We start from the raw sequence: 26,515 nt of genomic DNA, 5'->3' as shown, positions 1-26,515 counted from the left end.
TTTAGTCATCAGTCCAATTTATTATAGAGCCTAAAAAAACTGAGAAATGCTACATGGGAGCGTCTTCTCAGTTATTTTATCTTAATATATTTATATTTAGTTAAATTCAACGGTTTTTATGACTTACTTCAATTTAGAATAGGCAATTTCATCATCATGATCTACTTTTTCAACGAGGACTTCATTGTCCTCAAAATACCATAGATCTTCTTCTGAAACGACTAATATCAAATCATTATAATTTTCTTCGTAACCAATTTCTACATCTTCTCTTGGTTCAACGCGAAAGGCAGGACTGAAACCTTGTTTAAGTTGAAATTCACCACCATAGCGAACGTAAAACTGTAAAACTTTGTTATTTTCAGGTAAGTCTAGTTCATCTTTAAACCATTCTACAGCTTGATCTGTTAGTTTAATTTTCATTACATTATCCTCCTACCTTATTTATCTATTACTTGGATTTTATTTTTTAAATGGAACTCTTAGAATTATAACATATTCATATTTTGAGATAATCCATAAGGTTTCAATGAAGATATAAAAAAGCATTAAGCGAATTGATACGCTTAATGCATTATTATCGGTATTAGATTTACATCCATTTTATTTTTGGCTCTTCGCCTTTAAAAATTCTTACAATATTGGTGCGATGTCTTACTATTAAAATTATGGAAACGAGTAAGCTCATCCCAAATAATATGTAATCTTGTATGATGAGAGAGCCAATAACGCAACAAATTGCTGCAATAATACTTGAGAGTGAAACATATTTAAATATATATAATACTCCAAAGAATATAATTGCCAATATAAGTAGTAAGATAGGATTTACGCCTAAGACAACACCAGCACTTGTAGCTACAGCTTTTCCACCCTTAAATCTAAGATATATTGGATATACATGGCCAAGTATTGCGAATAAACCTACAATTAACCCATGTGTGAAGAACGTGCTAAGCGGTCCATCTGCATGCACTGGAAACCAAATAGGAAAGAACACAGTAATAAATCCTTTAAATATATCTAAAAAGGTTACAATAAATCCTGCTGGTTTACCTAGAACTCGGAAACTATTAGTTGCGCCAGTATTACCACTGCCATATTGTCTAATATCTTTTTTGAAAAACAGCTTTCCTATAACATATCCATTAGGAATAGCACCGATGAGATAGCTTAATATGAGCATGACTACTATCATCATATAACTTTACACATCCTTTAATAACGTAGCTATATTTTACCATAATCTAATAGATAACAACGACCAATTTTAAAAATTTGTTCTTAACAGGAACTTTAAATAGATTAGTTTTAACTCACGCTTGCAATTTAGACCGATTTATATAAGAATAACTATTGTATAGTTTTTAAAACGAACGTACGTTTGTAGGAGGCGAACGCATTGGCAACAAAAAATTCAAATCATTACTCAGATGATTCTATTCAAGTATTAGAGGGATTGGAAGCTGTAAGAAAGCGTCCAGGTATGTATATAGGATCTACTGATAAACGAGGACTACATCATTTAGTGTATGAAGTAGTAGATAACTCCGTAGATGAAGTTTTAAACGGATATGGTAACGAAATAAATGTAACAATAAACCAAGATAATAGTATTTCTATTGAAGATAATGGTCGTGGTATGCCTTCAGGAATGCATGCATCAGGTAAACCTACTGTTGAAGTTATTTTCACTGTATTGCACGCCGGTGGTAAATTCGGCCAAGGCGGATATAAAACATCAGGTGGATTGCATGGGGTTGGTGCATCTGTAGTTAACGCATTAAGCGAATGGTTAGAAGTAGAAATACATAGAGACGGGAATATTTACAAGCAAAGCTTTAAAAATGGTGGAGTGCCAGCATCTGGATTAGTTAAATCAGGTAAAACAAAAAAAACGGGAACTAAAGTTACATTTAAACCAGATCCCGAAATATTTAAAGCTACAACTACATTTAATTTTGAAACCTTAAGTGAGAGGTTACAAGAATCTGCCTTCCTATTAAAGAATCTTAAAATAACATTGAAAGATTTACGTAGTGGCAAAGAACGTGAAGATGTTTATCATTATGAAGAGGGGATTAAAGAGTTTGTCAGTTATGTAAATGAAGGCAAAGAGGTTCTTCACGACGTAACTATGTTTACAGGTGCTTCAAATGGTATAGAAGTAGATGTCGCTTTTCAATATAATGATCAATATTCAGAGAGTATATTAAGCTTCGTAAATAACGTGCGTACCAAAGATGGCGGAACACATGAAGTAGGATTTAAAACTGCAATGACACGTGTGTTCAACGATTACGCAAGAAGAATCAATGAATTAAAAGAAAAAGACAAGAATTTAGACGGTAATGATATTCGTGAAGGTTTAACTGCAGTTATATCAGTTCGCATACCTGAAGAATTGTTACAATTTGAAGGGCAAACTAAATCTAAATTGGGTACTTCAGAAGCTCGTAGTGCTGTTGATTCAGTAGTTTCTGATAAATTGCCATATTATTTAGAAGAAAAAGGTCAACTTTCTAAATCTCTAGTGAAGAAAGCAATTAAAGCACAACAAGCTAGGGAAGCTGCGCGTAAAGCACGTGAAGATGCACGTTCAGGTAAGAAGAATAAACGTAAAGACACTTTATTATCAGGAAAGTTAACACCTGCTCAAAGTAAAAATACTGAGAAAAATGAATTATATTTAGTCGAAGGTGACTCAGCAGGTGGTTCAGCTAAACTTGGAAGAGATAGAAAATTCCAAGCGATTTTACCTTTAAGAGGTAAAGTTATTAATACTGAAAAAGCAAGACTTGAAGATATTTTTAAAAATGAAGAAATTAATACTATCATTCATACAATTGGTGCTGGTGTTGGAAACGACTTTAAAATAGAAGACAGTAATTATAATAGAATTATTATCATGACTGATGCCGACACAGATGGTGCACATATTCAAGTATTATTATTAACCTTCTTCTTTAAGTACATGAAACCGCTTGTACAAGCTGGAAGAGTATTTATCGCATTGCCGCCACTATATAAACTGGAAAAAGGAAAAGGTAAATCTAAGCAAGTTGAATACGCATGGACTGATGATGAACTTGAAAAACTTCAGAAGAAATTAGGAAAAGGATTTATGTTGCAACGTTATAAAGGTCTAGGTGAAATGAACCCTGAACAGTTATGGGAAACAACTATGAATCCTGAAACTAGAACATTAATTCGTGTTCAAATTGAAGATGAAATGCGTTCGTCTAAACGAGTTACAACTTTAATGGGTGATAAAGTTGCGCCACGTCGTGAATGGATTGAAAGTCACGTTGAATTTGGCATGCAAGAAGATCAAAGTATATTAGATAATACTGAAGTACAAGTACTAGAAACTGAAGAATATACTGAGGAGGAAACAAATTGAGTGAGATAATTCAAGATTTATCACTTGAAGATGTGATAGGTGATCGTTTTGGAAGATATAGTAAATATATTATTCAAGAACGTGCATTACCGGATGTTCGTGATGGCTTGAAGCCAGTACAACGAAGAATTCTTTTCGCAATGCATAGTAGTGGGAATACGTATGATAAGAATTTCCGTAAGAGTGCGAAGACAGTCGGAGACGTTATTGGTCAGTATCATCCTCATGGCGACTCATCAGTATATGATGCAATGGTGCGCTTAAGTCAAGATTGGAAATTACGTCATGTTTTAATTGAAATGCATGGTAATAACGGTAGTATCGATAATGATCCTCCTGCAGCAATGCGTTATACTGAAGCGAAGTTAAGCCAATTATCGGAAGAACTTGTCAGAGATATTAATAAGGAAACTGTTGCATTTGTTCCAAACTATGATGATACAGCTTTAGAACCAATGGTTTTACCAGCAAGGTTTCCTAATTTATTAGTTAATGGTTCAACAGGGATTTCTTCAGGTTATGCGACTGACATCCCACCGCATAATTTAGCAGAGGTAATTCAATCAACATTGAAATACATCGATAATCCTGATATTACTGTTACTCAACTAATGAAATATATAAAAGGTCCAGATTTCCCTACTGGCGGTATTATTCAAGGTGTGGATGGCATTAAGAAAGCTTATGAGACTGGTAAAGGTAAAATTGTTGTACGTTCTAAAGTGGATGAAGAAACCCTTCGTAATGGTCGTCAACAACTTATCGTTACTGAGATTCCTTACGAAGTGAATAAAAGTTCACTAGTCAAAAGAATCGATGAGTTAAGAGCAGATAAAAAAGTAGATGGTATTATCGAAGTCCGTGATGAAACTGATCGCACTGGATTACGAATAGCGATCGAACTGAAAAAGGATGTAAATGCAGAAGCTATAAAAAACTATTTATTCAAAAACTCTGATTTACAAATTACTTATAACTTTAATATGGTTGCAATTAGTGACGGTCGTCCAAAACTAATGGGTATTCGCCAAATTATTGATAGTTACTTAAATCATCAAATTGAAGTTGTGGCAAATCGTACGAAATATGATTTAGATCACGCCGAAAAACGCATGCATATTGTGGAAGGTTTAATGAAAGCACTATCAATATTGGATGAGGTTATCACGTTAATTCGTAACTCTAAAAATAAAAAAGATGCTAAAGACAATTTAGTTGCTGAATTTGAATTTACGGAAGCTCAAGCAGAGGCTATTGTCATGCTTCAACTTTATCGTTTAACTAATACAGATATCGTTGCATTGGAAAATGAACATAATGAGTTAGCTAAATTGATTAAAGAATATCGTCATATACTTGATAATCATGATGCATTGTTACAAGTAATTAAAAGTGAATTGACTGATATTAGAAAACGATTTAAATCTGAGCGTTTATCATCAATTGAAGCGGAAATCGCAGAAATTAAAATTGATAAAGAAGTTATGGTTCCAAGTGAAGATGTTGTTTTAAGTATTACACGTCAAGGATATATTAAACGGACATCTACACGTAGTTTCAATGCCAGTGGTGTCACTGAAATAGGGCTTAAAGATGGAGACAGTTTACTCAAATATCAAACAGTTAACACGCAAGATACGGTACTTGTTTTTACAAACAAAGGAAGGTATATATTCATTCCGGTTCATAAATTAGCAGATATCAGATGGAAAGAACTTGGACAGCATGTATCTCAAATTGTTCCCTTAGATGATTATGAAACTGTAGTTGATGTTTACAATGAACAAAGTTTTAAAGATGACGCATTTTATGTACTAGCGACTCGAAATGGAATGATTAAAAAAAGTAACGTTAGCTTATTTAAAACGACTCGTTACAATAAACCATTAGTTGCTATGAAAGTTAAAGATAATGATGAATTAATAAACGTCATTCGATTAAATGAAGATCAACTCATCAATGTATTAACACATAAAGGTATGTCATTAACGTATTCAAGTGAAGAACTATCTGATACGGGATTACGAGCAGCTGGGGTGAAATCTATCAACTTAAAAGATGAAGATTTTGTCGTTATGACGGATGTTGTAGATAATGACAGCTCAATTATAATGGCTACTCAAAGAGGTGCTGTAAAACGAATTAGCTATAAGATTTTACAACAAGCTAAAAGAGCACAAAGAGGTATTACATTACTTAAAGAGTTGAAGAAAAATCCACATCGTGTTGTTGCAGGTTATGTTGTTAAAGATGAAAGTATGTATACTTTATATTCTGAAAGTCACTCTGAAGAAGGACAAATCACTGATATTCATTTATCTGAACAATACACAAATGGGTCATTTGTTGTTGATGTTAAAGAGTTTGGAGACGTCTTAAATATGACAATCGACTAATGGATTATAAAAATTATATTTTCAATTTTAAAAGAAAATGATAAAATTGAACTTGTTATTTTAACCAATTTTAATCTCTCAAGAGATTTATATTGATATTGTATAACACTCAAACGTAATATGTACTAGTATTATTTTATTGGGTTTATTCAATACAGTATAAATCTCTTGTAGTATATCTTTGGATATTAATTTATTGTAGATGAGAGGGATTTAATGAGTGATTTTGATAATTTAATACCTGGATGGTTTAAAACAATTGTTCAGGTAGGTAATGATTTAATTTGGTCGCAATATTTAATTGGATTGCTATTAACTGTAGGGTTCTTCTTTACTATTAGTTCTAAATTCGTGCAATTACGTATGTTGCCGGAAATGTTTAGAGCTTTAACTGAAAAACCTGAAACATTGAATAGTGGTGAAAAAGGTATATCGCCATTCCAAGCATTTGCAATTAGTGCTGGTTCACGTGTAGGTACTGGTAATATTGCAGGTGTAGCTACGGCAATTGTACTAGGTGGTCCTGGTGCAGTATTTTGGATGTGGGTAATTGCTTTTATCGGTGCTGCAAGTGCATTTATGGAGGCAACTTTAGCTCAAATTTATAAAGTTCATGACAAAGAAGGTGGATTCCGAGGGGGTCCCGCATATTACATAACTAAAGGTTTGAACCAAAAATGGTTAGGTATCTTATTCTCAATATTAATTACAATAACATTTGCGTTTGTATTTAATACTGTTCAATCTAATACGATTGCTGAATCATTAAATACTCAGTACAACGTAAGTCCAGTTGTAACAGGAATTATTTTAGCTGTTATTACTGCAGCAATTATCTTTGGTGGTGTCCGCAGTATCGCGACATTATCTTCATTGATTGTTCCAACCATGGCTATTGTTTATATCGGTATGGTTTTAGTTATCTTATTATTAAATATCGATCAAATTGTTCCGATGATTGGCACAATCATTAAGAGTGCATTTGGTTTCGAGCAAGTTACAGGAGGCGCTGTAGGTGCAGCGATACTTCAAGGTATTAAACGTGGTCTATTCTCTAACGAGGCTGGTATGGGTTCTGCGCCGAACGCAGCAGCAACAGCGTCAGTGCCACATCCAGTTAAACAAGGTTTAATTCAATCACTTGGTGTATTTTTCGATACAATGTTAGTTTGTACAGCCACAGCGATTATGATTCTTTTATATTCAGGATTAAAATTTGGAGAAAATGCACCTCAAGGTGTTCAAGTTACACAATCAGCATTAAATGAACATTTAGGTTCAGCTGGAGGTATCTTCTTAACAATCGCAATTACGCTATTTGCATTTTCTTCTGTTGTTGGTAACTATTATTATGGTCAATCAAACATAGAGTTCTTATCTAAAAACAAAGTAGTTATGTTTATTTTTAGATGCTTAGTTGTCTTATTAGTATTTGTTGGATCAGTAGTAAAAACTGAAACTGTATGGAGTACTGCCGATTTATTCATGGGATTAATGGCAATTGTTAACTTGATTTCTATAATTGGTCTTTCAAATATAGCGATAGCTGTAATGAAAGATTACCAAAAACAACGTAAAGCTGGTATGAAACCTGTGTTTAAACCAGAGAATCTTGAAATTAACTTATTTGGTATTGAAACTTGGGGTAGAGAAAATCAACTACCTAAAAAATAATCACTTAAGTGATTGATTAAAATAGAATTTATTCATACTCCTTTCAATGTGTTGAAACTTTCATTCAAAACTTTGAAAGGAGTTTTTACATTAAGTTAGAAATCTTTTCATTTTTAATAAATAGATTTATAATTCATATATTACAGAGAAAGGTGATTATGATGAGTGAGTATACCATTTCTAAAGCTTTAAATAATAACGTCATCATATGCACTTATAATAATCAAGAGGTCATTCTCGTTGGAAAAGGTATTGGCTTTAATAAAAAGGCTGGAATGACCTTAGATGAAAGTGCTTCAATAGAAAAGGTTTATAAATTAGAGCAAAAACAACAGCAAGAATATTACAAATCTTTAGTTGAAATTGCCGATGAAGATGTTCTACAAGCGATTATTGAAGCAGTCAATTTTATTACAAGTACAACTCATACTACAGATGATAAAAACCTTGTTGTTGCATTGACTGATCATATTATATTTGCATATAAAAGATTAAAACAAAATCAAATTATTAGTAATCCATTTGCTATCGAAACCAAACATTTATATAGTGGTGCGTATGCTATTGCAAGTCAAGTTATTGATAAATTGAATCAACGACTAGATGTTAAGTTCCCAGCTGATGAAATTGGATTTATTGCATTACACATTGCTTCAAACACAGAGGATTTAACGATACATGAGATGTCTTTGATTAATAAATTGATTAGTAAAAGTATACTTATTATTGAAAATGATTTAAATCATGAAATCGATAATCATACGGTTCAATATCAACGTTTTATAAGACATATTCAATTTTTAATTCGACGACTTAATAAAAAAGAATACATATATGCTCAAGATTTTTTTATAGATATGGTTAAAAATCATTATCCAAATGCATATAATACTGCTTTTAAAATCTCAAAAATGATTCAAAAGCACTTGAATATTCCTATCGATGATTCCGAAATTGTGTATCTTGCATTACATATTTATCATTTTGAAACTCAAATAAGTTCATCGCATAACTAAGGAACACTTAGTTATTTTTTGTGTTATGATGTAAAATAGCTTTAGTTTTAATAGTTAGTTAAGGTATGGTGAAAAACATGGCAATTGAAAATAAGCAAGTTGAAGAAAAAAGCGCAAAAAAATTTAGTTTTACAGAAACGCGTTTTATGAAATTCTTAGGCGGTAAAGATTTATTATTTGCTTTGCTTTCATTAGTGCTCATAGGTATTGTAATATTTATATTTGATAAAGTTTCTTATGTTTTTGAACCATTTATCATCATATTTAATACAATTGTAGCACCAATTATTTTATCGCTTATTTTATTCTATCTTATTAATCCAGTGATTAATTTGATGGAGAGATATAATATTCCAAGATTACTAGGAATCATTATTGTATTTTTAGCTATTGTTGGTGGAGCGACATTAATTATTAATTTATTAATTCCGCTTATTGGAGATCAAATCACACGTTTAGCTAACAACTTCCCTAAATATGTAGATAAATTTAATAACGCAATAGATCAAGTCACACATTTTTCTTTCTTATCATCAATTTATACTCAAATACAAGATTGGTTAGACTCAGTTTCCAATAAGATACCTTCTATGGTTTCAAGTTATTTTGATGGATTTGGAACTAAAATTAGAAGTTTTGCAGAAGCTATTGTTAACGTAGGTGTAGTTCTTGTCACAACACCTTTTGTATTATTCTTCATGTTAAAAGATGGTCACAAATTTAAAGAGTATTCAACGAAGATTATGCCACCTAAATTTAGAAAAGATTACCATGATTTAATGGAAAAAATGAGTGTACAAGTTGGATCATATATCCAAGGTCAAATTATTGTTTCATTTTGTATTGGTATCTTACTCTTTATAGGCTATTCAATTATTGGTCTTGATTACGGTCTTGTACTTGCTTGTATAGCTGCTGTTACAAGTGTTGTACCTTATCTAGGACCAACGATTGCTATTTCACCAGCCATCATTATAGCGATTATTACATCGCCATTCATGTTATTGAAATTAATTGTAGTATGGACGCTTGTTCAATTTATTGAAGGACATTTCATTTCACCTAATGTTATGGGAAAAACATTGAAAATTCATCCTTTAACGATTATTTTCATCTTATTGAGTGCTGGTAATTTATTAGGTATTGTTGGTGTTATTTTAGGTATTCCTGGATATGCAATACTTAAAGTAATAGTCTCACACCTATTCTTATTATTTAAACGTCGTTATAACAAGTATTATGGTGATGATTCAGGAGAATATGAAATTAAAAAAGAAGAAACTAAAGAATATACTAAAGCTGAATAAGCTCTAAACGAGTATTAAGTGTAAAAGCCAGTTTATCTAGCTTTCTCAGTTTTAGTTACCTAAGCGGGAATGAGATAATGAATTCATTTTGGATTCTGTATCATTCCCGCCTTTTTTTAGAAAGTATTTAATCTTACACACATTACAATAATGTTAGTATGAGTTATACATATTCATATGTTCATTCAAATGAAGGTATGATATATTTTTAAATAATCGTAGGTGAAGGTAGAGGTATGACATGACTGAAGAACTTAAGAATAGATTATTATCATTACTCAAATTTGTTTTTGCTGCAGTTTTATTTATAGCAGTTGTTGCAACGCTATATCATGAATTAGCACACATTAATTTTAAACAAACACTTGAAGCATTTAGCAAAATTAATCGTTGGTATCTAGTTGGCTTATTCATTTGCGGTGGTTCAGCTATGATTTTACTAAGTTTGTATGATCTTATCTTAGTAAAAGGGTTAAAACTGGATATACCACTTATTAGGGTTTTTAAAATCAGCTATATCATTAATGCACTTAATGCCATTGTTGGCTTTGGTGGATTTATAGGGGCTGGATTTAGAGCATTTATTTATAAAAATTATACAACTGATAGAAAAAAATTAGTTCATGCTATTTCAATCATACTGATTTCTATGTTAACGGGTTTGAGTCTTTTATCAATCCTTGTCGTGTTACATATCTTTGATGCTTCTCATATAATAAATAAAGTAAGTTGGGTTCGATGGATTTTATATGTTGTTGCATTATTTTTACCTTTATTTATTTCCTATACGATGATTAATCCTATTGATCGTAACAATAAATATTTAGGTGTTTATTGCACACTAGTATCAAGTTTTGAGTGGCTGGCAGCTGCCACAGTACTCTATTTATCAACAGTTATTGTAGATATTAACATAGCATTCACTACTGTTATCGGTATATTCATCATTGCTGCTCTTTCTGGATTGGTTAGTTTCATACCAGGTGGCTTCGGTGCTTTCGATTTAGTTGTATTATTAGGTCTTAAGTCTTTAGGCGTTCCTGAAGAAAAAGTACTATTAGCGTTATTATTATATCGTTTCGCTTATTACTTTGTACCAGTTGTTATTGCACTTGTTTTATCTACATTTGAGTTTGGATCATCTGCGCGAAAATACTTCGAAGAATCTAAATATTTTGTACCTGCAAGAGATGTAACATCTTTTTTATTCTCTTATCAAAAAGATATTATTGCTAAGATTCCGTCATTTGCCTTAGCTATGTTAGTACTAATAACAAGTTTTGTTTTCTTTATTAATAACATTACAATTGTTTATGATGGTTTATACGATGATCATCATTTCGCATATTATATTATGTTATCTGTGCATACAAGTGCTTGCTTATTATTACTTATCAATGTTAGAGGTGTATTTAAACAAAGCCGACGTGCTATTTTGTTTGTAATGATTTCACTTGTTTTAATATTTAGTGCAACAGTATATACTTATGCATCTTTAATTCTTTTATCATGGATTTTATTAATATTTGTATTACTTGTTCTCGCTTATCGTCGTTCTAAAGTGATGAAACGACCATTCAGATTAAAACGTTTAATTTTTACAATTATTTTAAGTATGCTGGTATTGTATGTTAATCATTTTATAATTTCAGAAACTTTATATGCACTTGATATTTACCACATTGAAATGGATACTTCTTTATTGAAATATTATTTCTGGTTAACGGTTCTTGTCGTAGTCATACTTGTAGGTATCGTCGCATGGTTATTGGAGTCTAGATACACTAGACCACACCAATTAGAAGATTTATCGAGATGTAAATCAATTATTGAAACGTATGGTGGCAATTATTTAAGTCATTTAATCTATAGTGGAGATAAAGATGTCTTTATGCATGAAGCGCAACAAGCTTTTTTAATGTATCGCTACAAAGGTAACGCTCTTGTTGTGTTAGGAGATCCAATCGGTGATACGAAGGCGTTTCAGTCTTTACTTATTGATTTTTATAACTACGGTGAAAAGTTAGGCTATGATATTATATTCTATCAAGTTTCAGATCGCTTTATGCCGCTATATCATAATTTTGGTAATCAGTTTTTCAAACTTGGTGAAGAGGCAATTATAAATTTAACTCAATTTACGACATCAGGAAAGAAACGTCGTGGTTTCCGAGCAACACTTAATAAATTCGATGATTTAAATATTCAATTTGAAATTTTAGAGCCACCTTTTTCGAAAGATCTCATTTTTCAATTAAAACAAGTTAGTGATCAGTGGCTAGATGGACGTAATGAAATGCATTTTTCAGTAGGTCAATTTACAGAAGAGTATTTACAACAAGCACCTATTGGAATAATGAAGAATGAAGAAGGTAAAGTCATTGCGTTTTGCACTTTAATGCCTACTTATTATAATGAAGCTATTTCAGTAGATTTAATTCGTTGGTTACCTGATTTAGATTTACCTTTAATGGATGGCCTATATCTACATATGTTACTTTGGGGTAAAGATAAAGGCTATAAAGCATTTAACATGGGTATGGCAACTTTATCAAATGTAGGTCAATTAAATTACTCTTACCCTCGAGAGCGTGTAGCTGGGCGTGTATTTGAACACTTCAATGGTCTATATCGCTTTCAAGGACTACGTAAGTATAAAGAAAAATATAGTCCAAATTGGGAACCAAGATTTTTGGTTTATAGAAAAGATAGTTCACTATGGTATAGCATGTTAAAAGTAATGAGAGTTATTCGTCATAAATAATTGTTAAAAAAGGCATCCAACAAGTGAATGGGTGATAATCACCTTGAAGGGTGCCTTTGATTATTTAAAATTTTAATTGGATTTATAGTTTGCTCGGTCTTGTTGTTCTTGAGCATAACGCTCAGGGTTCTTTTTGTAAAAATCTTGATGATATTCTTCTGCTTTGTAAAAAGTTGAAGCGGGTAATATTTTAGTCACTATTGCTTTTTCTGAATGAATTGTTTGCTCGAGTTGGTGAACGTATTGCTCAGCAAGTCTTTTTTGATCCTTATTCGTGTAGAATATAGCTGTTCTATATTGTGAACCTCTATCTTGAAACTGGCCACCATCATCAATGGGATCAATAACCGAGAAAAATACTTCTAATAATTTGTTATAAGAAAACAATGCAACATCATATTCAATTTTTACAGTTTCATAATGTCCTGTGGTCCCACTTTTCACATCTTCATAAGTAGGGTTGTGAGTTGAACCACCCATATAGCCAGATGTTACTGTTTCTATACCATCGAATTGATCGAAAGGTTTGGTCATACACCAGAAACACCCACCAGCAAAATATGCTGTATTAATATTCATTTATGCCATCCTTTCATTGGACCTTAGTACCATTTATTTAAAAATTACTTGATTTTTCAAAGCAACTTCTATAATTTAATTATATATAATTATAGTACATAGATATATAATTTTGAAGATTTTTACTAGACGTAAGGTAGGTAAATATGACAGAAGAGAAGGATAAGACAGTATACAGGCGACAAGCAGACGCACAGACACCTTCTAAACGACGGAATAAGAAAAAACTACGTAAATTACCTTTTATCATTTTGATTATATCGATATTGCTAATCGCAGCTATTATCTATATTGTCCATGGTTATCGTAGTGGTGTTAATTACGCTGAGAAACATGCAAAAGATATCAAAGTACATAAGTTTAATGGACCAGTAAAAAATGACGGTAAGATTTCTGTACTCGTGTTAGGTGCTGACAAAGCTAGCGGTGGTAAGTCGCGTTCAGATTCCATCATGGTAGTTCAATATGATTATATCCATAAAAAAATGAAAATGATGTCAGTGATGCGTGATATTTATGCGGAAATACCTGGATATCAGAATTATAAAATTAATGCAGCCTATTCACTTGGTGGACCTGAACTTCTTAGAAAGACTTTAAATAAGAATTTAGGTATTAATCCTGAATATTATGCAGTCATTGATTTTACGGGTTTTGAAAAAATGATTGATGAATTAGAACCTAATGGCGTTCCTATGGACGTAGAAAAAGATATGTCTGAAAATATTGGCGTATCTCTTAAAAAAGGTCATCATCGTTTAAACGGTAAAGAATTACTTGGATATGCGAGATTTAGACATGACGAGGAAGGAGATTTTGGGCGAGTTAGACGTCAACAACAAGTTATGCAGACGTTGAAAAAAGAGTTAGTTACACCTAGTTCAGTAATAAAATTGCCTAAAGTAGCTGGTATATTAAGGGGTTATATTAATACAAGTATGCCAAATTCAGCTATCTTCCAAACAGGTATTAGTTACGGTTTAAGAGGAGATAAGAACGTAGAATCTCTTACGGTTCCAATTAATAATTCGTACCAGAATATTAATACAAATAACGATGGCAGTGCCTTAGAGATTGATAAGAAGAAAAATAAAAAAGCTGTCAAAGAATTTCTAAATAACTAAAACGTAAAAGAGCGCACTCGATTGGGTGCACTCTTTTTTTACGCCTTTAATAAATACCATAATATTATTATGTAAACTAATCAAAGTTTTATTCTGCGTCTGATTTTCTAACTCCTGCAACGCCATAGTGATTTTTTTGCATTTCTTCAATAATCACATGAATTGCCTCTCTATTAGCTCCAGTAGTTTTTTCAACTGCATTTGTTACTTCTGTTACTAAATTTTTTAATTGTTCATCAGAGCGTCCTTCTAACAATTTAACATTGATGATTGGCATCTTATTTCCTCCTTGAATTAGTAATTTCATCCATAGTATAGCATGTTTTAGGGCAGTACTCCAAAAGAAAATTGAGAACATTAGTTCTTATTTTTATTTAAATAGAACAAGTGTTCGTATATAATAAAAATGACTAAGGGAGGTATCTTGGCATGTATGATTATAATTTATTGGAAGAAAGAGACATATTATGTATCGATCAAAAGAGTTTTTTTGCTAGTGTGTCATGTATCCAAAAGGGATTGGATCCTCTAGAAACAAAGTTAGCAGTAGTTGCAGACACTAAAAGACAAGGATCGGTTGTTTTAGCAGCCACACCTAAATTAAAAGAAATCGGTATCAAAACAGGGTCAAGACTATTCGAGATTCCGCATCGTAATGATATTTATATTATCAATCCTAGCATGAGAAAATATTTAGAAGTTTCAATAGCAATTTCTAAAATTGCGCTTAAATATGTACCGGGAGAAGATTTACATCAATATAGTATAGATGAATTCTTTTTAGATGTGACTGATAGCTATCATCGATTTAACTCTACTGTACAATCATTTGCAGAAAGATTACAAAAGGAAATAGAAGATAAAACAGGGATATATTGCACTATTGGTATAGGATCAAACATGTTATTAAGTAAGGTCGCAATGGATATTGAAGCAAAACATACATCCAATGGTATTACAGAATGGAGATATCATGATGTCCCACAAAAGATGTGGAAAATTACGCCGTTACGTGATTTTTGGGGCATTAACAAGAAAACAGAAGCAAAGCTCAATAAGAAAGGGATTGTAACTGTTGGAGATTTAGCTCAATATCCATACAGATTTCTTAAAAGAGATTTTGGTGTATTAGGGATAGATATGCATTTACATGCTAATGGTATTGATCAAAGTAAATTGAGAGAAAAATATAATGTTACTAATCCATCCATATGTAAAAGCCAAATACTGATGAGAGATTATCGGTTTGAGGAGTCGAAAATTGTAATGCAAGAATTAATTGAAGACGTTGCTAGTAGAATAAGAGAACGTAAACAACTGGCAAGAACAATTCACTTTTCATTTGGTTATACAGAAGGCGGTGGTGTTCATAAGCAATATACACTAACAGATGCGACAAACTTAGAAAGAGACATCTATAAAGTAGTCAATTATTATGCGAATCAATTGTGTGATAAGAATGCACTGTATCGAACATTGAGCGTATCATTGACTCAACTTATTAATGAGGAAGACCGCCAGCTTAACTTATTTATAGACGAATATGAAAGAAGAAGAGATGAAAAGCTAGCTAAAACCATTGATTACTTACAAAACAAATATGGTAAGGGAATCGTATCTAAAGCGATATCTTACACTGATGCTGGAACAAAGCATGGTCGCTTGGGCTTAATGGCAGGGCATAAAATGTAAAATATATCCTTAAATATCTTCACGAATTTCAAGGATTTTTAAGTTACTTATAGAAATATTATGTAAACTCAAAATAGAAGTTACTTTGCTAATCATACCTGATTTATCTGGAATATCTACATAGAGATCATACGCAATACTTAGTGCACCTTGTTGTTTAACAGGAAGTTGATCCCTAAACTTTTTAGCACCTGAAAAGAAATTATGGACTTCGTTAGTATCATTTAAACGAATATGGGATGAAATTGAATCTAACTGTTGTTGCAACATTTCTAATAGGTGTAATATATTTTCTTGATTACTAAACGTAATATCTCTCCACATATCTGCGTTACTACTAGCTATACGTGTGACATCTCTAAAGCCACCAGCTGCTAATTGTGTTACTAGAGTATGGTTCTTTGAGTTTGTTTCACTCAAATGAACTAAGCTTGAAGCGATGATATGTGGAATATGACTCACAACTCCAGTAACATAATCATGCTCTTGTGCCGATGTTGTTATAAATTTTGCCGATGTAGTTGATAACAATGTTTGTAGTTTTTTAGCCGATTCAGCATTACATGCATCATCATAAACGAGAATGTAATAAGCATTTTCGAATAAATGCTTTTTTGAATTAAGAACACCAGATTTATGACTTCCAGCCATAGGATGGCCACCTACAAGATGAATGTTGTTGTTTAAGAGAAACTTTTCATAGCTTTGAATATTAGATTTAGTGCTACCAGTATCAGTTACAATTAAATGAGATTGTGTTTGATAATTAGGTAATTCTTTTAAGTATAATTCAGTTTGTTGTACGGGGGTAGCGTAAATGATGATATCTGCATTTTTTACGCCTTCACTATAGTCTTCAATTTTTTTATCAATTATTCCTATTGATAATGCTTTTTCAAGTTGATCTTTATCAGCGTCGAATGCTGATATTGTTAGATTAGGTTGATAATATTTTAAATTACTTGCTAAACTGCCACCAATCAAACCGAGTCCTATAAATAAAATATTTTTCATGATGAATCACCTTATTTCAAAATTTTCAGAATATGTACATTGTAAGGTAGAGTGTGCAGATAAACAATAGTAAAATGAATGAATTAATAGTGATAGTTCTATAAATACGATAAAATGTTATCAATAATTATTTTAAAAAAGGGGAGATAATGATGACGCAAAAAGTATTGAAAACAATAAAAGAACTTACAGAAATTAATAGCCCATCTGGTAATGCTACGGAAGCAATTAATTATGTTAAGAACAAAGTTGAAGCGTTAGGTTATGATACTAAGACAACCAATAAAGGTGCCTTAATTATCGAAGTACAAGGTGAAAATGATGAACAACAAAGATGCATTACTGCCCATGTAGATACACTAGGCGCGATGGTCAAAGAAATTAAAGAAAATGGTCGATTATCTATTAGTTTAATAGGTGGATTTACATATAACGCGATTGAAGGAGAGTATTGTGAGATACAAACTGATTCAGGACAAGTATATACAGGAACGATTTGTTTGCATGAAACAAGTGTCCATGTTTACAGAAATAATCATGAAATACCTAGAGATGGCGAACATATGGAAATTCGTATCGATGAAAAAACAACGTCTGATCAAGAGACAAGAGATTTAGGGATTGAAGTGGGAGATTTTGTAAGTTTTGATCCCAGAACTGAAATTACATCATCAGGATTTATTAAATCAAGACACTTAGATGATAAAGCAAGTGTAGCAATGATACTAGAACTGCTTGAGAAACTTAAACAAGAAGAAACGCAATTACCACATACGACTCAGTTTTATATTTCTAATAACGAAGAAATAGGATATGATGCAAATGCATCAATATCCGATAAGATAGTAGAGTTTATTGCATTTGATATGGGAGCGCTAGGCGATGGTCAAACCTCAGATGAATATACTGTATCGATTTGTGCTAAAGATGGATCAGGTCCTTATCATAAAGAATTAAAATCACATTTAATAAATTTATGTAAAATTAATGACATACCTTATAAAGTTGATATTTATCCTTATTATAGCTCTGATGCATCAGCAGCACTAAAAGCAGGTGCAGACATTCGTCATGGTTTATTTGGTGCTGGTATAGAATCATCTCACGCGCTTGAAAGAACTCATATTGAGTCTATTGATGCAACTCAAAATCTTTTATACGCATATTGTTTATCGCCAATAAATTTATAATTGATTGTTGACAAATAAAATAGAGTTTTGTATTATACTGAATTATAAGAAATATCAAACAATTCTATGAATGAAGTAGATAATATGATTTGTAGCAAATAGAAAGCCAATGGGTGATGTAAATTGGCACAACATATTAATCGAATTGGGTCTAGAATTTTAAATTTTAATAAAGTATGAGTGAGCAAAGTATTGTTAACTAAGGTGGCACCACGGTAACGCGTCCTTATAGAGTAAAGCGCGTATGCTGTGGTGTTTTTATGTACAATTAAATAGGCATAAATGAAGTAGTGGTGAGTAAGGTAGTGACAGAAAGTTGATGGTAGATGCAAATCAACACCCCTTATCATGAATTTGGGTTTATGTTGAAAGACAAATCAATAAGACTGAGTGAACGCTTAATATTTCGATTATTCGGAATATTTCGTTAATTAAGGTGGTACCGCGCGTCAGCGTCCTTTACATAAGGAGGCTGACGTTTTTTTAGTGAAAGGGATGAGAAAATGGAATTTTATTATGAAGTATTAAAAGCTCACATAACACCTGAAGCTTTAGGACAGTTGAATGAACATAAAATTATATTTGAAAGCGCAAGTCAACAACAATTAAAAGGCAGATACTCTATCGTAGCATTCGATTATTATGGCACCGTCAAATTAAATGATAATGAATTAATTATTAAGACTTTGAAAGAAGATAAAGTTATAACTACTGAGCCATATAATTATTTAAAAATATTCATCAATCAATTTGATTGTGTCATAAATGATGAAAAATTAAAGCAACTGCCATTTATTTCTGGCTTTATGGGAACATGTGGTTTTGATTTAGTGCGACATGAATTTCCAATTTTAAAACGAGTAGCTATTAAGAGTATGAAAACAATATCAGACGTGTCTTTCTACATGATAGAGGATGTATTTGTATTTGATCATTACAAGGATGAATTATACGTGATTGCTTCTAATCAATTTTCAAAAGCAAGTAATGCAGAATTAAAATTAAGAGTGAAGCATAGAATTCAAGCATTGTCTCAAATTAAAGTTTACCAAGAGAATAATAAAATGGTGCCTAAGAGATCAGAGATAAAAGTAAATATTTCTGATAAACAATTTATCGATATTGTTACTCAAATGAAACAACGGATTACTGAGGGAGATATGTTTCAAGTTGTGCCCTCTAGAATATATAGCTACCAACATCATTTCGGAAAAAATAAAAACCAATTGAGTTATCAGCTTTATCAAAATTTAAAACGTAAGAACCCTAGTCCATATATGTATTACATGAACATGGAAAATGAGATTATAGTTGGAAGTTCACCAGAAAGCTTTGTAGCAGTGCATAACGGCGAAGTAATAACTAATCCAATTGCAGGAACGATTAGACGTGGCACTACCTCAGAGGTAGATGAACGCAATGCACACCAATTAATTACAGATGAGAAAGAAATAAGTGAACATAGTATGCTTGTGGATTTAGGTAGAAATGATATTCATAGAGTAAGTATTACGGGGACATCTGAAATATCAAAACTAATGGTGATTGAAAGATATGAACATGTCATGCATATCGTTAGTGAAGTAAAAGGAAAAATTAGAAAAGATATATCTCCAATGACTACTATAGCAAGTCTTTTACCAACTGGGACAGTATCGGGAGCACCTAAACTAAGAGCTATTCAACGCATATATGAATCCTATCAATATAAAAGAGGCGTATATAGCGGTGGCGTTGGTTATATCAATTGTAATCAAAATTTAGATTTTGCATTGGCAATACGAACCATGTTGATTGATGACGACACTGTTAATGTCGAGGCAGGCTGTGGTGTTGTGTACGATTCTATACCTGAAAAGGAACTTGAAGAAACACGACTTAAAGCAAAAAGCTTATTGGAGGTAACACCATGATATTAATTATAGATAATTACGATTCGTTTACGTATAACTTGGTTGATATAGTTAGTCAAATTGATGAAGTGATTATTAAATATCCAGATGATAAAGATGTATTGAACTATTTAGAGAAAATTGATGGGGTAATCATTTCTCCAGGTCCTGGTCATCCTTTAGATGGCGATGAATTGGTAAAAATTATCGATAAATATCATACTTTACCAATTTTAGGTATTTGTTTAGGTGCTCAAGCATTAACGTGCTACTACGGTGGCAAAGTTATTCAAGGAGAGAAAGTCATGCATGGAAAGGTAGATACACTTGAAGTTAAAAACGAGTCAGAACTCTATTTGACGATACCGCACCAATTCAAAATTATGAGATATCATTCACTTGTAAGTGAGATAAAATCTTTTCCTAAGAATTTAATCATTACGGGAAGTACATCAGATTCAATACAATCCTTCGAGGACAAACAACATCTTCATTTCGGTATACAGTATCATCCAGAATCATTTGCTACTGAGTTTGGTTCACAAATTATTAAAAACTTCATTCGTATTGTAAAAGAAAGGGTGAATTTGAGTGGGATTACTAAAACAATTGGATAATGACATAACTTTAACGCAATCAGAGACAACACAATTCATAACCTATCTAACTAATCCTGAAATTGATGTGGAAGACAAGGTCGACTTATTAACGCGATTTACGAAAAAGGAAATTAAACAACAAGAATTAACCTATGTCGTCAATAGTTTAATTCAAACCATGTATCCTAATCAACCAACATATGAAGGAAGTATGTGTGTATGCGGTACAGAAGGGGATAAGTCAAACAGTTTCAATATTTCTACAACAGTGTCTTTTGTAGTAGCAAGCGCTGGTATTCCAGTCATTAAACACGGAAATAGAAGTATAACATCCCATTCAGGAAGTACTGATTTGTTAAATCAACTGGGAATAAAGACGACAAAAGTTTCAGAAGTCCCATTACAAATTGAAGAACAGGGATTGGCATTTATTAGTGCAATTGAGTCTTATCCAATAATGAAATATATCCAACCTGTTAGAAAAATGATTTCTATACCGACTATTTTTAATATAGTTGGGCCACTTATCAATCCATTTAAATTGACCTATCAAGTGTTAGGAGTGTACGACCCAAGTCGATTGTACATGATAGCACAAACATTGAAAGATTTAGGGCGACGGAGAGCAATAGTGTTACATGGAGCAAATGGTATGGATGAAGCTACGCTTTCAGGAGACAATGAAGTTTATGAATTAAATGAAAATGGAGACATAACGCATTATTTTGTAAATGCTAAAGATTATGGTTTAAAGATTGCAAGTAACCAAGATTTAGAAGGAGGCAGTCCAAGAGAAAACAAAATGATTACATTAGATATTATAAGTGGAGATGATAAAACTTGTAGAAGGGATGTTGTTTTGTTAAATGCTGCACTTGCGTTATATGTTTCTGAAAAAGTAGATACGATAGCATCTGGAATAAGTTTAGCTACGTTCTTAATTGATAGTGGTAGAGCGATGGAACAATTTATGAGAATGAGAGGTGATATCTGTGACGATATTAAGTGAAATAGTGGATTATAAAGAGCAATTATTAAAAGACGGCTATTATCATGATAAATTACAAAATTTGAAAGAGGTTAAACATAAAAATAAATCACGATTAACGGATGCTTTAATTAATAATGACAATTTAACATTAATTGCTGAAATCAAATCGAAGAGTCCATCTGTACAAGCTTTTCAACAAACGAATATAATTAAACAAGTAATTGATTATGAACGTTATGGAGCAAATGCGATCTCCGTATTAACAGACGAACGTTATTTCGGTGGTAGCTTTGAAAGATTACAGCAAATATCCGAAACAACACAATTACCTGTTTTATGTAAAGATTTCATCATTGATTCGCTTCAAATTGATGTTGCACAAAAAGCAGGTGCTTCAATTATTTTACTCATTGTAAATATACTTACCGATGAAAAGTTACGACAACTCTATCAATATGCAAGTTCTAAGGGACTAGAAGTGTTAGTAGAGGTACATGATGGTATTGAATTACAACGTGCCTATCAATTAAATCCACAAATCATTGGGGTAAACAATCGTGATTTAAAATCATTCAACACCGATGTTAAACATACTAATCAAATACTTAAGTGTAAGAAAGAGAACTATTTATATATATCTGAAAGTGGAATTCATTCACAACAAGAGGTTAAGCAAATAGTAAAAAGTGGGATCGATGGCTTATTAGTTGGTGGAGCCTTAATGAATTGTAATGAGTTAGAACATTTTATACCCTCACTCAAATTAAAAAAGGTGAAACAATGATTTTAAAATTTTGCGGTATAAAAACTAAAGTAGAAGCATTAAGCATTCGACCACTCAATATAAACATGGTGGGATTTATACACTATCCCAAAAGTAAACGACATTTGGATATTGAGCAAATAAATAAACTATCAAGATTGTTGCCAGACGAAATAGATAGATTAGTCGTATTAGTTAATCCAACATTGCAATTAATAAAGAAAATTATTAATGCTACTAATATTAATGCTATCCAACTCCATGGTGAAGAGACGATTGATTTTATCAAACAATGTCGTTTAAATTTTAAGAATATTAAGATAATTAAAGCTTTACCAGCTACTCAAAATATAATAAATGATATCGATCAATTCAAAGAGCATGTTGACTTATTTATTATAGATACGCCATCAGAGCAATATGGTGGGACTGGACAATCTTTTGATTGGACATTGCTTAAGGGCTTAGATCAATCTATACCGTTTTTAATTGCTGGAGGTATTGACGTTGATAAGATAAAACAAATTGAAATGATGAAGTTGAATCATTTAGGTTATGACATTTCAAGCGGCATTGAAACGGATGGTATAAAAGACAAAAATAAAATGTTAACTGTGATACAACAAGTGAAGGGAGAATTATAATATGTATAATATACAAACTGAAGCAGATGAATTAGGTTTTTTCGGAGAATATGGTGGGAAATATGTTCCAGAGACATTAATGCCAGCAATTATTGAATTAAAACAAGCGTATAAGAAGGCTAAACAAGATCAATCATTTCAAGATGAATTAACTTATTATTTGAAAGAATATGTAGGTAGAGAAACCCCATTGACTTATGCAAAATCATATAGTGAAGCGTTGGGTGGAGCTCAAATATATTTAAAACGTGAGGATTTGAATCATACCGGCGCACATAAAATTAATAATGCGATAGGGCAAGCTTTATTGGCAAAACGTATGGGCAAAAATAAACTAGTTGCTGAAACGGGCGCGGGTCAGCATGGTGTAGCAAGTGCCACAGTAGCTGCGTTATTTGATATGGAATTAATCGTATTTATGGGAAGAGAAGATATCAAACGTCAACAGCTTAATGTATTTCGTATGGAATTATTAGGAGCTAAAGTTGAAGCAGTGGATGAAGGTCAAGGAACACTTTCTAATGCGGTAAACAAGGCATTACAGTATTGGGTAAGTCATGTTGCAGATACACACTATTTACTAGGTTCGGCATTAGGACCTGATCCTTTTCCAACGATGGTCAGAGATTTTCAAAGTGTTATAGGTCAAGAAATTAAAGAACAATTACTTCAAAAAACTGGTCGATTACCAGATGCAGTTGTTGCATGTATAGGCGGAGGGTCTAATGCAATAGGGACTTTTTATCCTTTTATTAAAGATAAGGTCAAATTATATGGTGTAGAGGCTGCAGGACAAGGGATTGATACTGCTAAGCACGCACTTGCAATTGGAAAAGGACGTCCGGGCGTACTTCATGGTTCAAAAATGTATTTAATTCAAGATGAATATGGACAAGTAGAATTAGCACACTCTATATCTGCAGGTTTAGATTATCCAGGTATAGGTCCTGAACATTCATATTATCACGATATTGGACGTGTGCAATATAAACGTGCCACTGATACAGAAGCAATGGAGGTGCTCATCCGCTTCAGCAAAATGGAAGGAATCATACCTGCCATTGAAAGTGCACATGCACTTAGTTATGTTGAAAAGATAGCACCTAAAATGAATAAAGATGAAATTTTAGTAGTTACTATTTCAGGTCGCGGTGACAAGGATATGGAAACAATTAGACACTATATGCAAACAAGAGGTGAATCACATGACTAAATTATTTATTCCATACATTATGGGGAATAAGTCATTTATTAAAAATATGAAAATCTTAGATGAGAATGGTGCTGATATAATAGAAATTGGTATACCATTCTCTGACCCAGTAGCTGATGGTCCCATAATAATGGAAGCAGGCAACCGAGCTATCAAGCAAGGCGTGACCATTAATTACATTTTTAATGAATTATCCAAAAATAAAGATGAAATTAATTGCAAATATGTACTAATGACTTATTTCAATATCATTGTTTCTTATGGAGAAGAAGCTTTCTTTAAAGAATGTGAAAAAGTAGGTGTTTACGGCGTAATTATTCCGGATTTGCCTAACGAATTAACTCAAAAATTAAAGCAAAAAATATCCAAATTTGATGTTAAAGTAATATCTCTCATATCAATGACTGCAAATGATGACCGTATAAAAGAAATCGTTAAGCATGCTGAAGGGTTTATATACACTGTAACTATGAATGCAACAACAGGCAAAAATGGAACGTTTCATCCTCAATTAAAAGATAAATTAAAACATCTAAAAGCACATACGGATATACCTGTAGTTGCAGGTTTTGGCATCAGAACTAAAGAACATATAAAGGATTTAGCTACTTTTGCTGACGGTGTAGTAATTGGTAGTGAAATTGTAAAACGCTTTTGTCAAGATAATAACGAGGATACGATTCACTATTTAAAACAAGTAAGAGAAACGCTAGATACGCTTTAGGTATAAGAAGTACCTTGGTGGATATGTAATTTATAAAGGAAGTTCACTAGAGATTAAGACGATGTTTGATGTCTTAATCTCTATTTATTTATTTTGCAAAATATTTCAAACTAATAAATGGTTTGTATTTTAGTTTTGTTAATATCTATTGTATACTTAATGAAACTGGATAAATAAATTTTTGGTTGAAGATAAAGATATTATTGAAAATTATAATTTAAATTTTGAACTAAAAAGTAGATAAAGATTCTTTGAAGTAGGAGCAATAAATAATGAAGTTTACAAATTTAACAGCTGCAGAGTTTGGCAATTATACAGATAAGATGCCATATAGTCATTTCACACAAATGACTGAAAACTATGAGATGAAAGTTGCAAATAAAACAGAAACTCACTTAGTTGGTATAAAAAACAATGAAAATGAGGTCATTGCAGCCTGCATGTTGACAGCAGTACCAGTCATGAAATTTTTCAAGTACTTTTATTCTAACCGAGGACCTGTAATTGATTATGATAATAGAGAGCTTGTTCACTTTTTCTTTAATGAGTTAACAAAGTATTTAAAACAGCATAATTGTCTTTATGTTCGAGTTGACCCTTATTTACCATACCAATACTTAAATCATGATGGTGAAATTACAGGTAATGCTGGTAATGATTGGTTCTTTGATAAGATGAAGCATCTCGGATTTAAACATGAAGGCTTTAATAAAGGTTTTGATCCGATTAAACAAATCCGATATCATTCTGTTTTAGATTTAAAAAATAAAACATCTAAAGATATATTAAATGGAATGGATAGTCTACGTAAACGTAATACTAAAAAAGTTCAAAAAAATGGTGTGAAAGTTAAGTTCTTATCAGAAGAAGAACTTCCAATCTTCCGTTCATTTATGGAAGATACAACCGAAACGAAAGAATTCCAAGATAGAGATGATAGTTTCTATTATAACCGTTATAGACATTTCAAAGATCGCGTGCTTGTACCGCTAGCTTATATTAAGTTTGATGAGTACATCGAAGAATTACAAAATGAACGTGAAACTTTAAATAAAGATGTTAATAAAGCTTTAAAAGATATTAAAAAACGACCAGACAATAAAAAGGCATTTAATAAAAAAGAAAATCTTGAAAAACAATTAGATGCCAATCAACAAAAATTAGACGAGGCTAAAAAATTACAAGCCAAACATGGTAATGAATTACCAATTTCAGCAGGTTTCTTCTTTATTAATCCATTTGAAGTTGTTTATTATGCAGGTGGAACTTCTAATAAATATAGACATTTTGCAGGCAGTTATGCTGTTCAATGGACAATGATTAACTATGCAATTGATCATGGTATTGATAGATACAATTTCTATGGTATTAGCGGTGATTTCAGTGAAGACGCTGAAGATGTTGGAGTCATTAAATTTAAAAAAGGTTTCAATGCAGACGTAATTGAGTATGTTGGAGACTTTGTGAAACCTATTAACAAACCTATGTATTCAGTGTATAAGACACTCAAAAAGATTAAAAAATAGATTT

Annotated in this window: 21 protein-coding genes and 1 pseudogene; 17 read left to right on the top strand and 5 right to left on the bottom strand. The window is 32.0% G+C overall.

Going from position 1 to position 26,515, the window contains the following annotated elements; translation table 11 throughout:
- Positions 1 to 123: 123 nt before the first annotated feature.
- Complete coding sequence (locus HMPREF3134_RS00450; RefSeq protein ID WP_011275847.1) at positions 124 to 423, bottom strand: HesB/YadR/YfhF family protein; 300 nt, start codon at positions 421 to 423, stop codon at positions 124 to 126.
- Positions 424 to 592: 169 nt separating this feature from the next.
- Complete coding sequence (plsY, locus tag HMPREF3134_RS00445; RefSeq protein ID WP_011275846.1) at positions 593 to 1,201, bottom strand: glycerol-3-phosphate 1-O-acyltransferase PlsY; 609 nt, start codon at positions 1,199 to 1,201, stop codon at positions 593 to 595.
- Positions 1,202 to 1,402: 201 nt separating this feature from the next.
- Here plsY and parE point away from each other — a divergent pair, with 201 nt between their 5' ends.
- The 6 genes from parE (at position 1,403) to mprF (ending at position 12,560) form a co-directional block, all read left to right on the top strand.
- Complete coding sequence (gene parE, locus HMPREF3134_RS00440; protein WP_037558066.1) at positions 1,403 to 3,403, top strand: DNA topoisomerase IV subunit B; 2,001 nt, start codon at positions 1,403 to 1,405, stop codon at positions 3,401 to 3,403.
- Positions 3,400 to 5,799 (top strand): DNA topoisomerase IV subunit A, encoded by a 2,400-nt coding sequence (gene parC / locus HMPREF3134_RS00435; protein WP_070440062.1) that lies wholly within the window; start codon positions 3,400 to 3,402, stop codon positions 5,797 to 5,799. The genes parE and parC overlap by 4 nt, the downstream gene beginning before the upstream one ends.
- Positions 5,800 to 6,015: 216 nt before the next feature.
- Positions 6,016 to 7,473, top strand: coding sequence for a glutamine transporter AlsT (locus HMPREF3134_RS00430; protein ID WP_070440061.1), 1,458 nt, complete (start codon positions 6,016 to 6,018; stop codon positions 7,471 to 7,473).
- A 161-nt stretch (positions 7,474 to 7,634) separates the two neighbouring features.
- The gene (gene glcT, locus HMPREF3134_RS00425; protein WP_070440059.1) at positions 7,635 to 8,489 is read left to right on the top strand and encodes a glucose PTS transporter transcription antiterminator GlcT; all 855 of its coding nucleotides are present in this window, start codon (positions 7,635 to 7,637) and stop codon (positions 8,487 to 8,489) included.
- Positions 8,490 to 8,566: 77 nt separating this feature from the next.
- A complete protein-coding gene (locus HMPREF3134_RS00420) occupies positions 8,567 to 9,796 on the top strand; it encodes an AI-2E family transporter (protein WP_070440057.1) in 1,230 nt (409 codons plus the stop codon).
- A gap of 241 nt (positions 9,797 to 10,037) precedes the next feature.
- A complete protein-coding gene (gene mprF / locus HMPREF3134_RS00415) occupies positions 10,038 to 12,560 on the top strand; it encodes a bifunctional lysylphosphatidylglycerol flippase/synthetase MprF (protein ID WP_070440055.1) in 2,523 nt (840 codons plus the stop codon).
- Between the two features lie 72 nt (positions 12,561 to 12,632).
- On the opposite strand, the gene msrA is transcribed toward mprF, so the two are convergent.
- A complete protein-coding gene (gene msrA, locus HMPREF3134_RS00410) occupies positions 12,633 to 13,139 on the bottom strand; it encodes a peptide-methionine (S)-S-oxide reductase MsrA (RefSeq protein WP_070440053.1) in 507 nt (168 codons plus the stop codon).
- A 146-nt stretch (positions 13,140 to 13,285) separates the two neighbouring features.
- Between msrA and HMPREF3134_RS00405 the strand changes: the two genes are divergently transcribed.
- Positions 13,286 to 14,263, top strand: a complete 978-nt coding sequence (locus HMPREF3134_RS00405) for an LCP family protein (protein ID WP_070440051.1) — start codon at positions 13,286 to 13,288, stop codon at positions 14,261 to 14,263.
- Positions 14,264 to 14,351: 88 nt separating this feature from the next.
- Here the strand turns inward: HMPREF3134_RS00405 and HMPREF3134_RS00400 are convergent, their stop codons facing one another.
- Positions 14,352 to 14,540 carry a 2-hydroxymuconate tautomerase gene (locus HMPREF3134_RS00400; RefSeq protein ID WP_011275837.1) on the bottom strand — a complete coding sequence of 63 codons (189 nt, stop codon included), beginning with the start codon at positions 14,538 to 14,540 and terminating at the stop codon, positions 14,352 to 14,354.
- 152 nt (positions 14,541 to 14,692) lie between these two features.
- Here HMPREF3134_RS00400 and HMPREF3134_RS00395 point away from each other — a divergent pair, with 152 nt between their 5' ends.
- Positions 14,693 to 15,955: a Y-family DNA polymerase gene (locus HMPREF3134_RS00395; RefSeq protein WP_070440049.1), complete on the top strand. Its 1,263-nt coding sequence runs from the start codon at positions 14,693 to 14,695 to the stop codon at positions 15,953 to 15,955.
- A gap of 12 nt (positions 15,956 to 15,967) precedes the next feature.
- Here the strand turns inward: HMPREF3134_RS00395 and HMPREF3134_RS00390 are convergent.
- Positions 15,968 to 16,969 (bottom strand): annotated as a pseudogene (locus HMPREF3134_RS00390) (prephenate dehydrogenase); the annotation flags it as partial.
- 152 nt (positions 16,970 to 17,121) lie between these two features.
- On the opposite strand from HMPREF3134_RS00390, the gene HMPREF3134_RS00385 reads away from it, so the two are divergent.
- The 9 genes from HMPREF3134_RS00385 (at position 17,122) to HMPREF3134_RS00345 (ending at position 26,511) form a co-directional block, all read left to right on the top strand.
- Positions 17,122 to 18,159, top strand: a complete 1,038-nt coding sequence (locus tag HMPREF3134_RS00385) for a M42 family metallopeptidase (protein WP_070440047.1) — start codon at positions 17,122 to 17,124, stop codon at positions 18,157 to 18,159.
- A gap of 503 nt (positions 18,160 to 18,662) precedes the next feature.
- Positions 18,663 to 20,072: an anthranilate synthase component I gene (locus tag HMPREF3134_RS00380; RefSeq protein ID WP_070440045.1), complete on the top strand. Its 1,410-nt coding sequence runs from the start codon at positions 18,663 to 18,665 to the stop codon at positions 20,070 to 20,072.
- Positions 20,069 to 20,668, top strand: a complete 600-nt coding sequence (locus HMPREF3134_RS00375) for an anthranilate synthase component II (RefSeq protein ID WP_070440043.1) — start codon at positions 20,069 to 20,071, stop codon at positions 20,666 to 20,668. The genes HMPREF3134_RS00380 and HMPREF3134_RS00375 overlap by 4 nt, the downstream gene beginning before the upstream one ends.
- On the top strand, positions 20,643 to 21,659 hold the full coding sequence (gene trpD / locus HMPREF3134_RS00370) for an anthranilate phosphoribosyltransferase (protein ID WP_070440041.1): 1,017 nt from the start codon (positions 20,643 to 20,645) through the stop codon (positions 21,657 to 21,659). The genes HMPREF3134_RS00375 and trpD overlap by 26 nt, the downstream gene beginning before the upstream one ends.
- The gene (gene trpC, locus HMPREF3134_RS00365; RefSeq protein ID WP_070440039.1) at positions 21,643 to 22,425 is read left to right on the top strand and encodes an indole-3-glycerol phosphate synthase TrpC; all 783 of its coding nucleotides are present in this window, start codon (positions 21,643 to 21,645) and stop codon (positions 22,423 to 22,425) included. The genes trpD and trpC overlap by 17 nt, the downstream gene beginning before the upstream one ends.
- Positions 22,422 to 23,048: a phosphoribosylanthranilate isomerase gene (locus HMPREF3134_RS00360; RefSeq protein ID WP_070440037.1), complete on the top strand. Its 627-nt coding sequence runs from the start codon at positions 22,422 to 22,424 to the stop codon at positions 23,046 to 23,048. The genes trpC and HMPREF3134_RS00360 overlap by 4 nt, the downstream gene beginning before the upstream one ends.
- Position 23,049: 1 nt before the next feature.
- On the top strand, positions 23,050 to 24,261 hold the full coding sequence (trpB, locus tag HMPREF3134_RS00355) for a tryptophan synthase subunit beta (protein WP_070440035.1): 1,212 nt from the start codon (positions 23,050 to 23,052) through the stop codon (positions 24,259 to 24,261).
- Complete coding sequence (trpA, locus tag HMPREF3134_RS00350; protein ID WP_070440033.1) at positions 24,254 to 24,985, top strand: tryptophan synthase subunit alpha; 732 nt, start codon at positions 24,254 to 24,256, stop codon at positions 24,983 to 24,985. Before trpB ends, trpA begins: the two co-directional genes overlap by 8 nt.
- Before the next feature lie 272 nt (positions 24,986 to 25,257).
- Positions 25,258 to 26,511, top strand: coding sequence for an aminoacyltransferase (locus tag HMPREF3134_RS00345; protein WP_070440031.1), 1,254 nt, complete (start codon positions 25,258 to 25,260; stop codon positions 26,509 to 26,511).
- Positions 26,512 to 26,515: the final 4 nt, after the last annotated feature.

The sequence above is a fragment of the Staphylococcus sp. HMSC14D10 genome (genome assembly GCF_001808125.1).
GTDB classification, from domain to species: Bacteria; Bacillota; Bacilli; order Staphylococcales; family Staphylococcaceae; genus Staphylococcus; species Staphylococcus haemolyticus.
Note: the sequence above shows the minus strand (reverse complement) of the source record. Positions and strands in the feature narration are given on the sequence as shown.

What these genes read in the sequence shown, in the direction of transcription:
- HMPREF3134_RS00450 (WP_011275847.1), bottom strand. Translation starts at nt 423, where the DNA reads ATGAAAATTAAACTAACAGATCAAGCTGTAGAATGGTTTAAAGATGAA.
- plsY (WP_011275846.1), bottom strand. Translation starts at nt 1,201, where the DNA reads ATGATGATAGTAGTCATGCTCATATTAAGCTATCTCATCGGTGCTATT.
- HMPREF3134_RS00430 (WP_070440061.1), top strand. Translation starts at nt 6,016, where the DNA reads ATGAGTGATTTTGATAATTTAATACCTGGATGGTTTAAAACAATTGTT.
- glcT (WP_070440059.1), top strand. Translation starts at nt 7,635, where the DNA reads ATGAGTGAGTATACCATTTCTAAAGCTTTAAATAATAACGTCATCATA.
- HMPREF3134_RS00420 (WP_070440057.1), top strand. Translation starts at nt 8,567, where the DNA reads ATGGCAATTGAAAATAAGCAAGTTGAAGAAAAAAGCGCAAAAAAATTT.
- mprF (WP_070440055.1), top strand. Translation starts at nt 10,038, where the DNA reads ATGACTGAAGAACTTAAGAATAGATTATTATCATTACTCAAATTTGTT.
- msrA (WP_070440053.1), bottom strand. Translation starts at nt 13,139, where the DNA reads ATGAATATTAATACAGCATATTTTGCTGGTGGGTGTTTCTGGTGTATG.
- HMPREF3134_RS00405 (WP_070440051.1), top strand. Translation starts at nt 13,286, where the DNA reads ATGACAGAAGAGAAGGATAAGACAGTATACAGGCGACAAGCAGACGCA.
- HMPREF3134_RS00400 (WP_011275837.1), bottom strand. Translation starts at nt 14,540, where the DNA reads ATGCCAATCATCAATGTTAAATTGTTAGAAGGACGCTCTGATGAACAA.
- HMPREF3134_RS00395 (WP_070440049.1), top strand. Translation starts at nt 14,693, where the DNA reads ATGTATGATTATAATTTATTGGAAGAAAGAGACATATTATGTATCGAT.
- HMPREF3134_RS00385 (WP_070440047.1), top strand. Translation starts at nt 17,122, where the DNA reads ATGACGCAAAAAGTATTGAAAACAATAAAAGAACTTACAGAAATTAAT.
- HMPREF3134_RS00380 (WP_070440045.1), top strand. Translation starts at nt 18,663, where the DNA reads ATGGAATTTTATTATGAAGTATTAAAAGCTCACATAACACCTGAAGCT.
- HMPREF3134_RS00375 (WP_070440043.1), top strand. Translation starts at nt 20,069, where the DNA reads ATGATATTAATTATAGATAATTACGATTCGTTTACGTATAACTTGGTT.
- HMPREF3134_RS00360 (WP_070440037.1), top strand. Translation starts at nt 22,422, where the DNA reads ATGATTTTAAAATTTTGCGGTATAAAAACTAAAGTAGAAGCATTAAGC.
- trpB (WP_070440035.1), top strand. Translation starts at nt 23,050, where the DNA reads ATGTATAATATACAAACTGAAGCAGATGAATTAGGTTTTTTCGGAGAA.
- trpA (WP_070440033.1), top strand. Translation starts at nt 24,254, where the DNA reads ATGACTAAATTATTTATTCCATACATTATGGGGAATAAGTCATTTATT.
- HMPREF3134_RS00345 (WP_070440031.1), top strand. Translation starts at nt 25,258, where the DNA reads ATGAAGTTTACAAATTTAACAGCTGCAGAGTTTGGCAATTATACAGAT.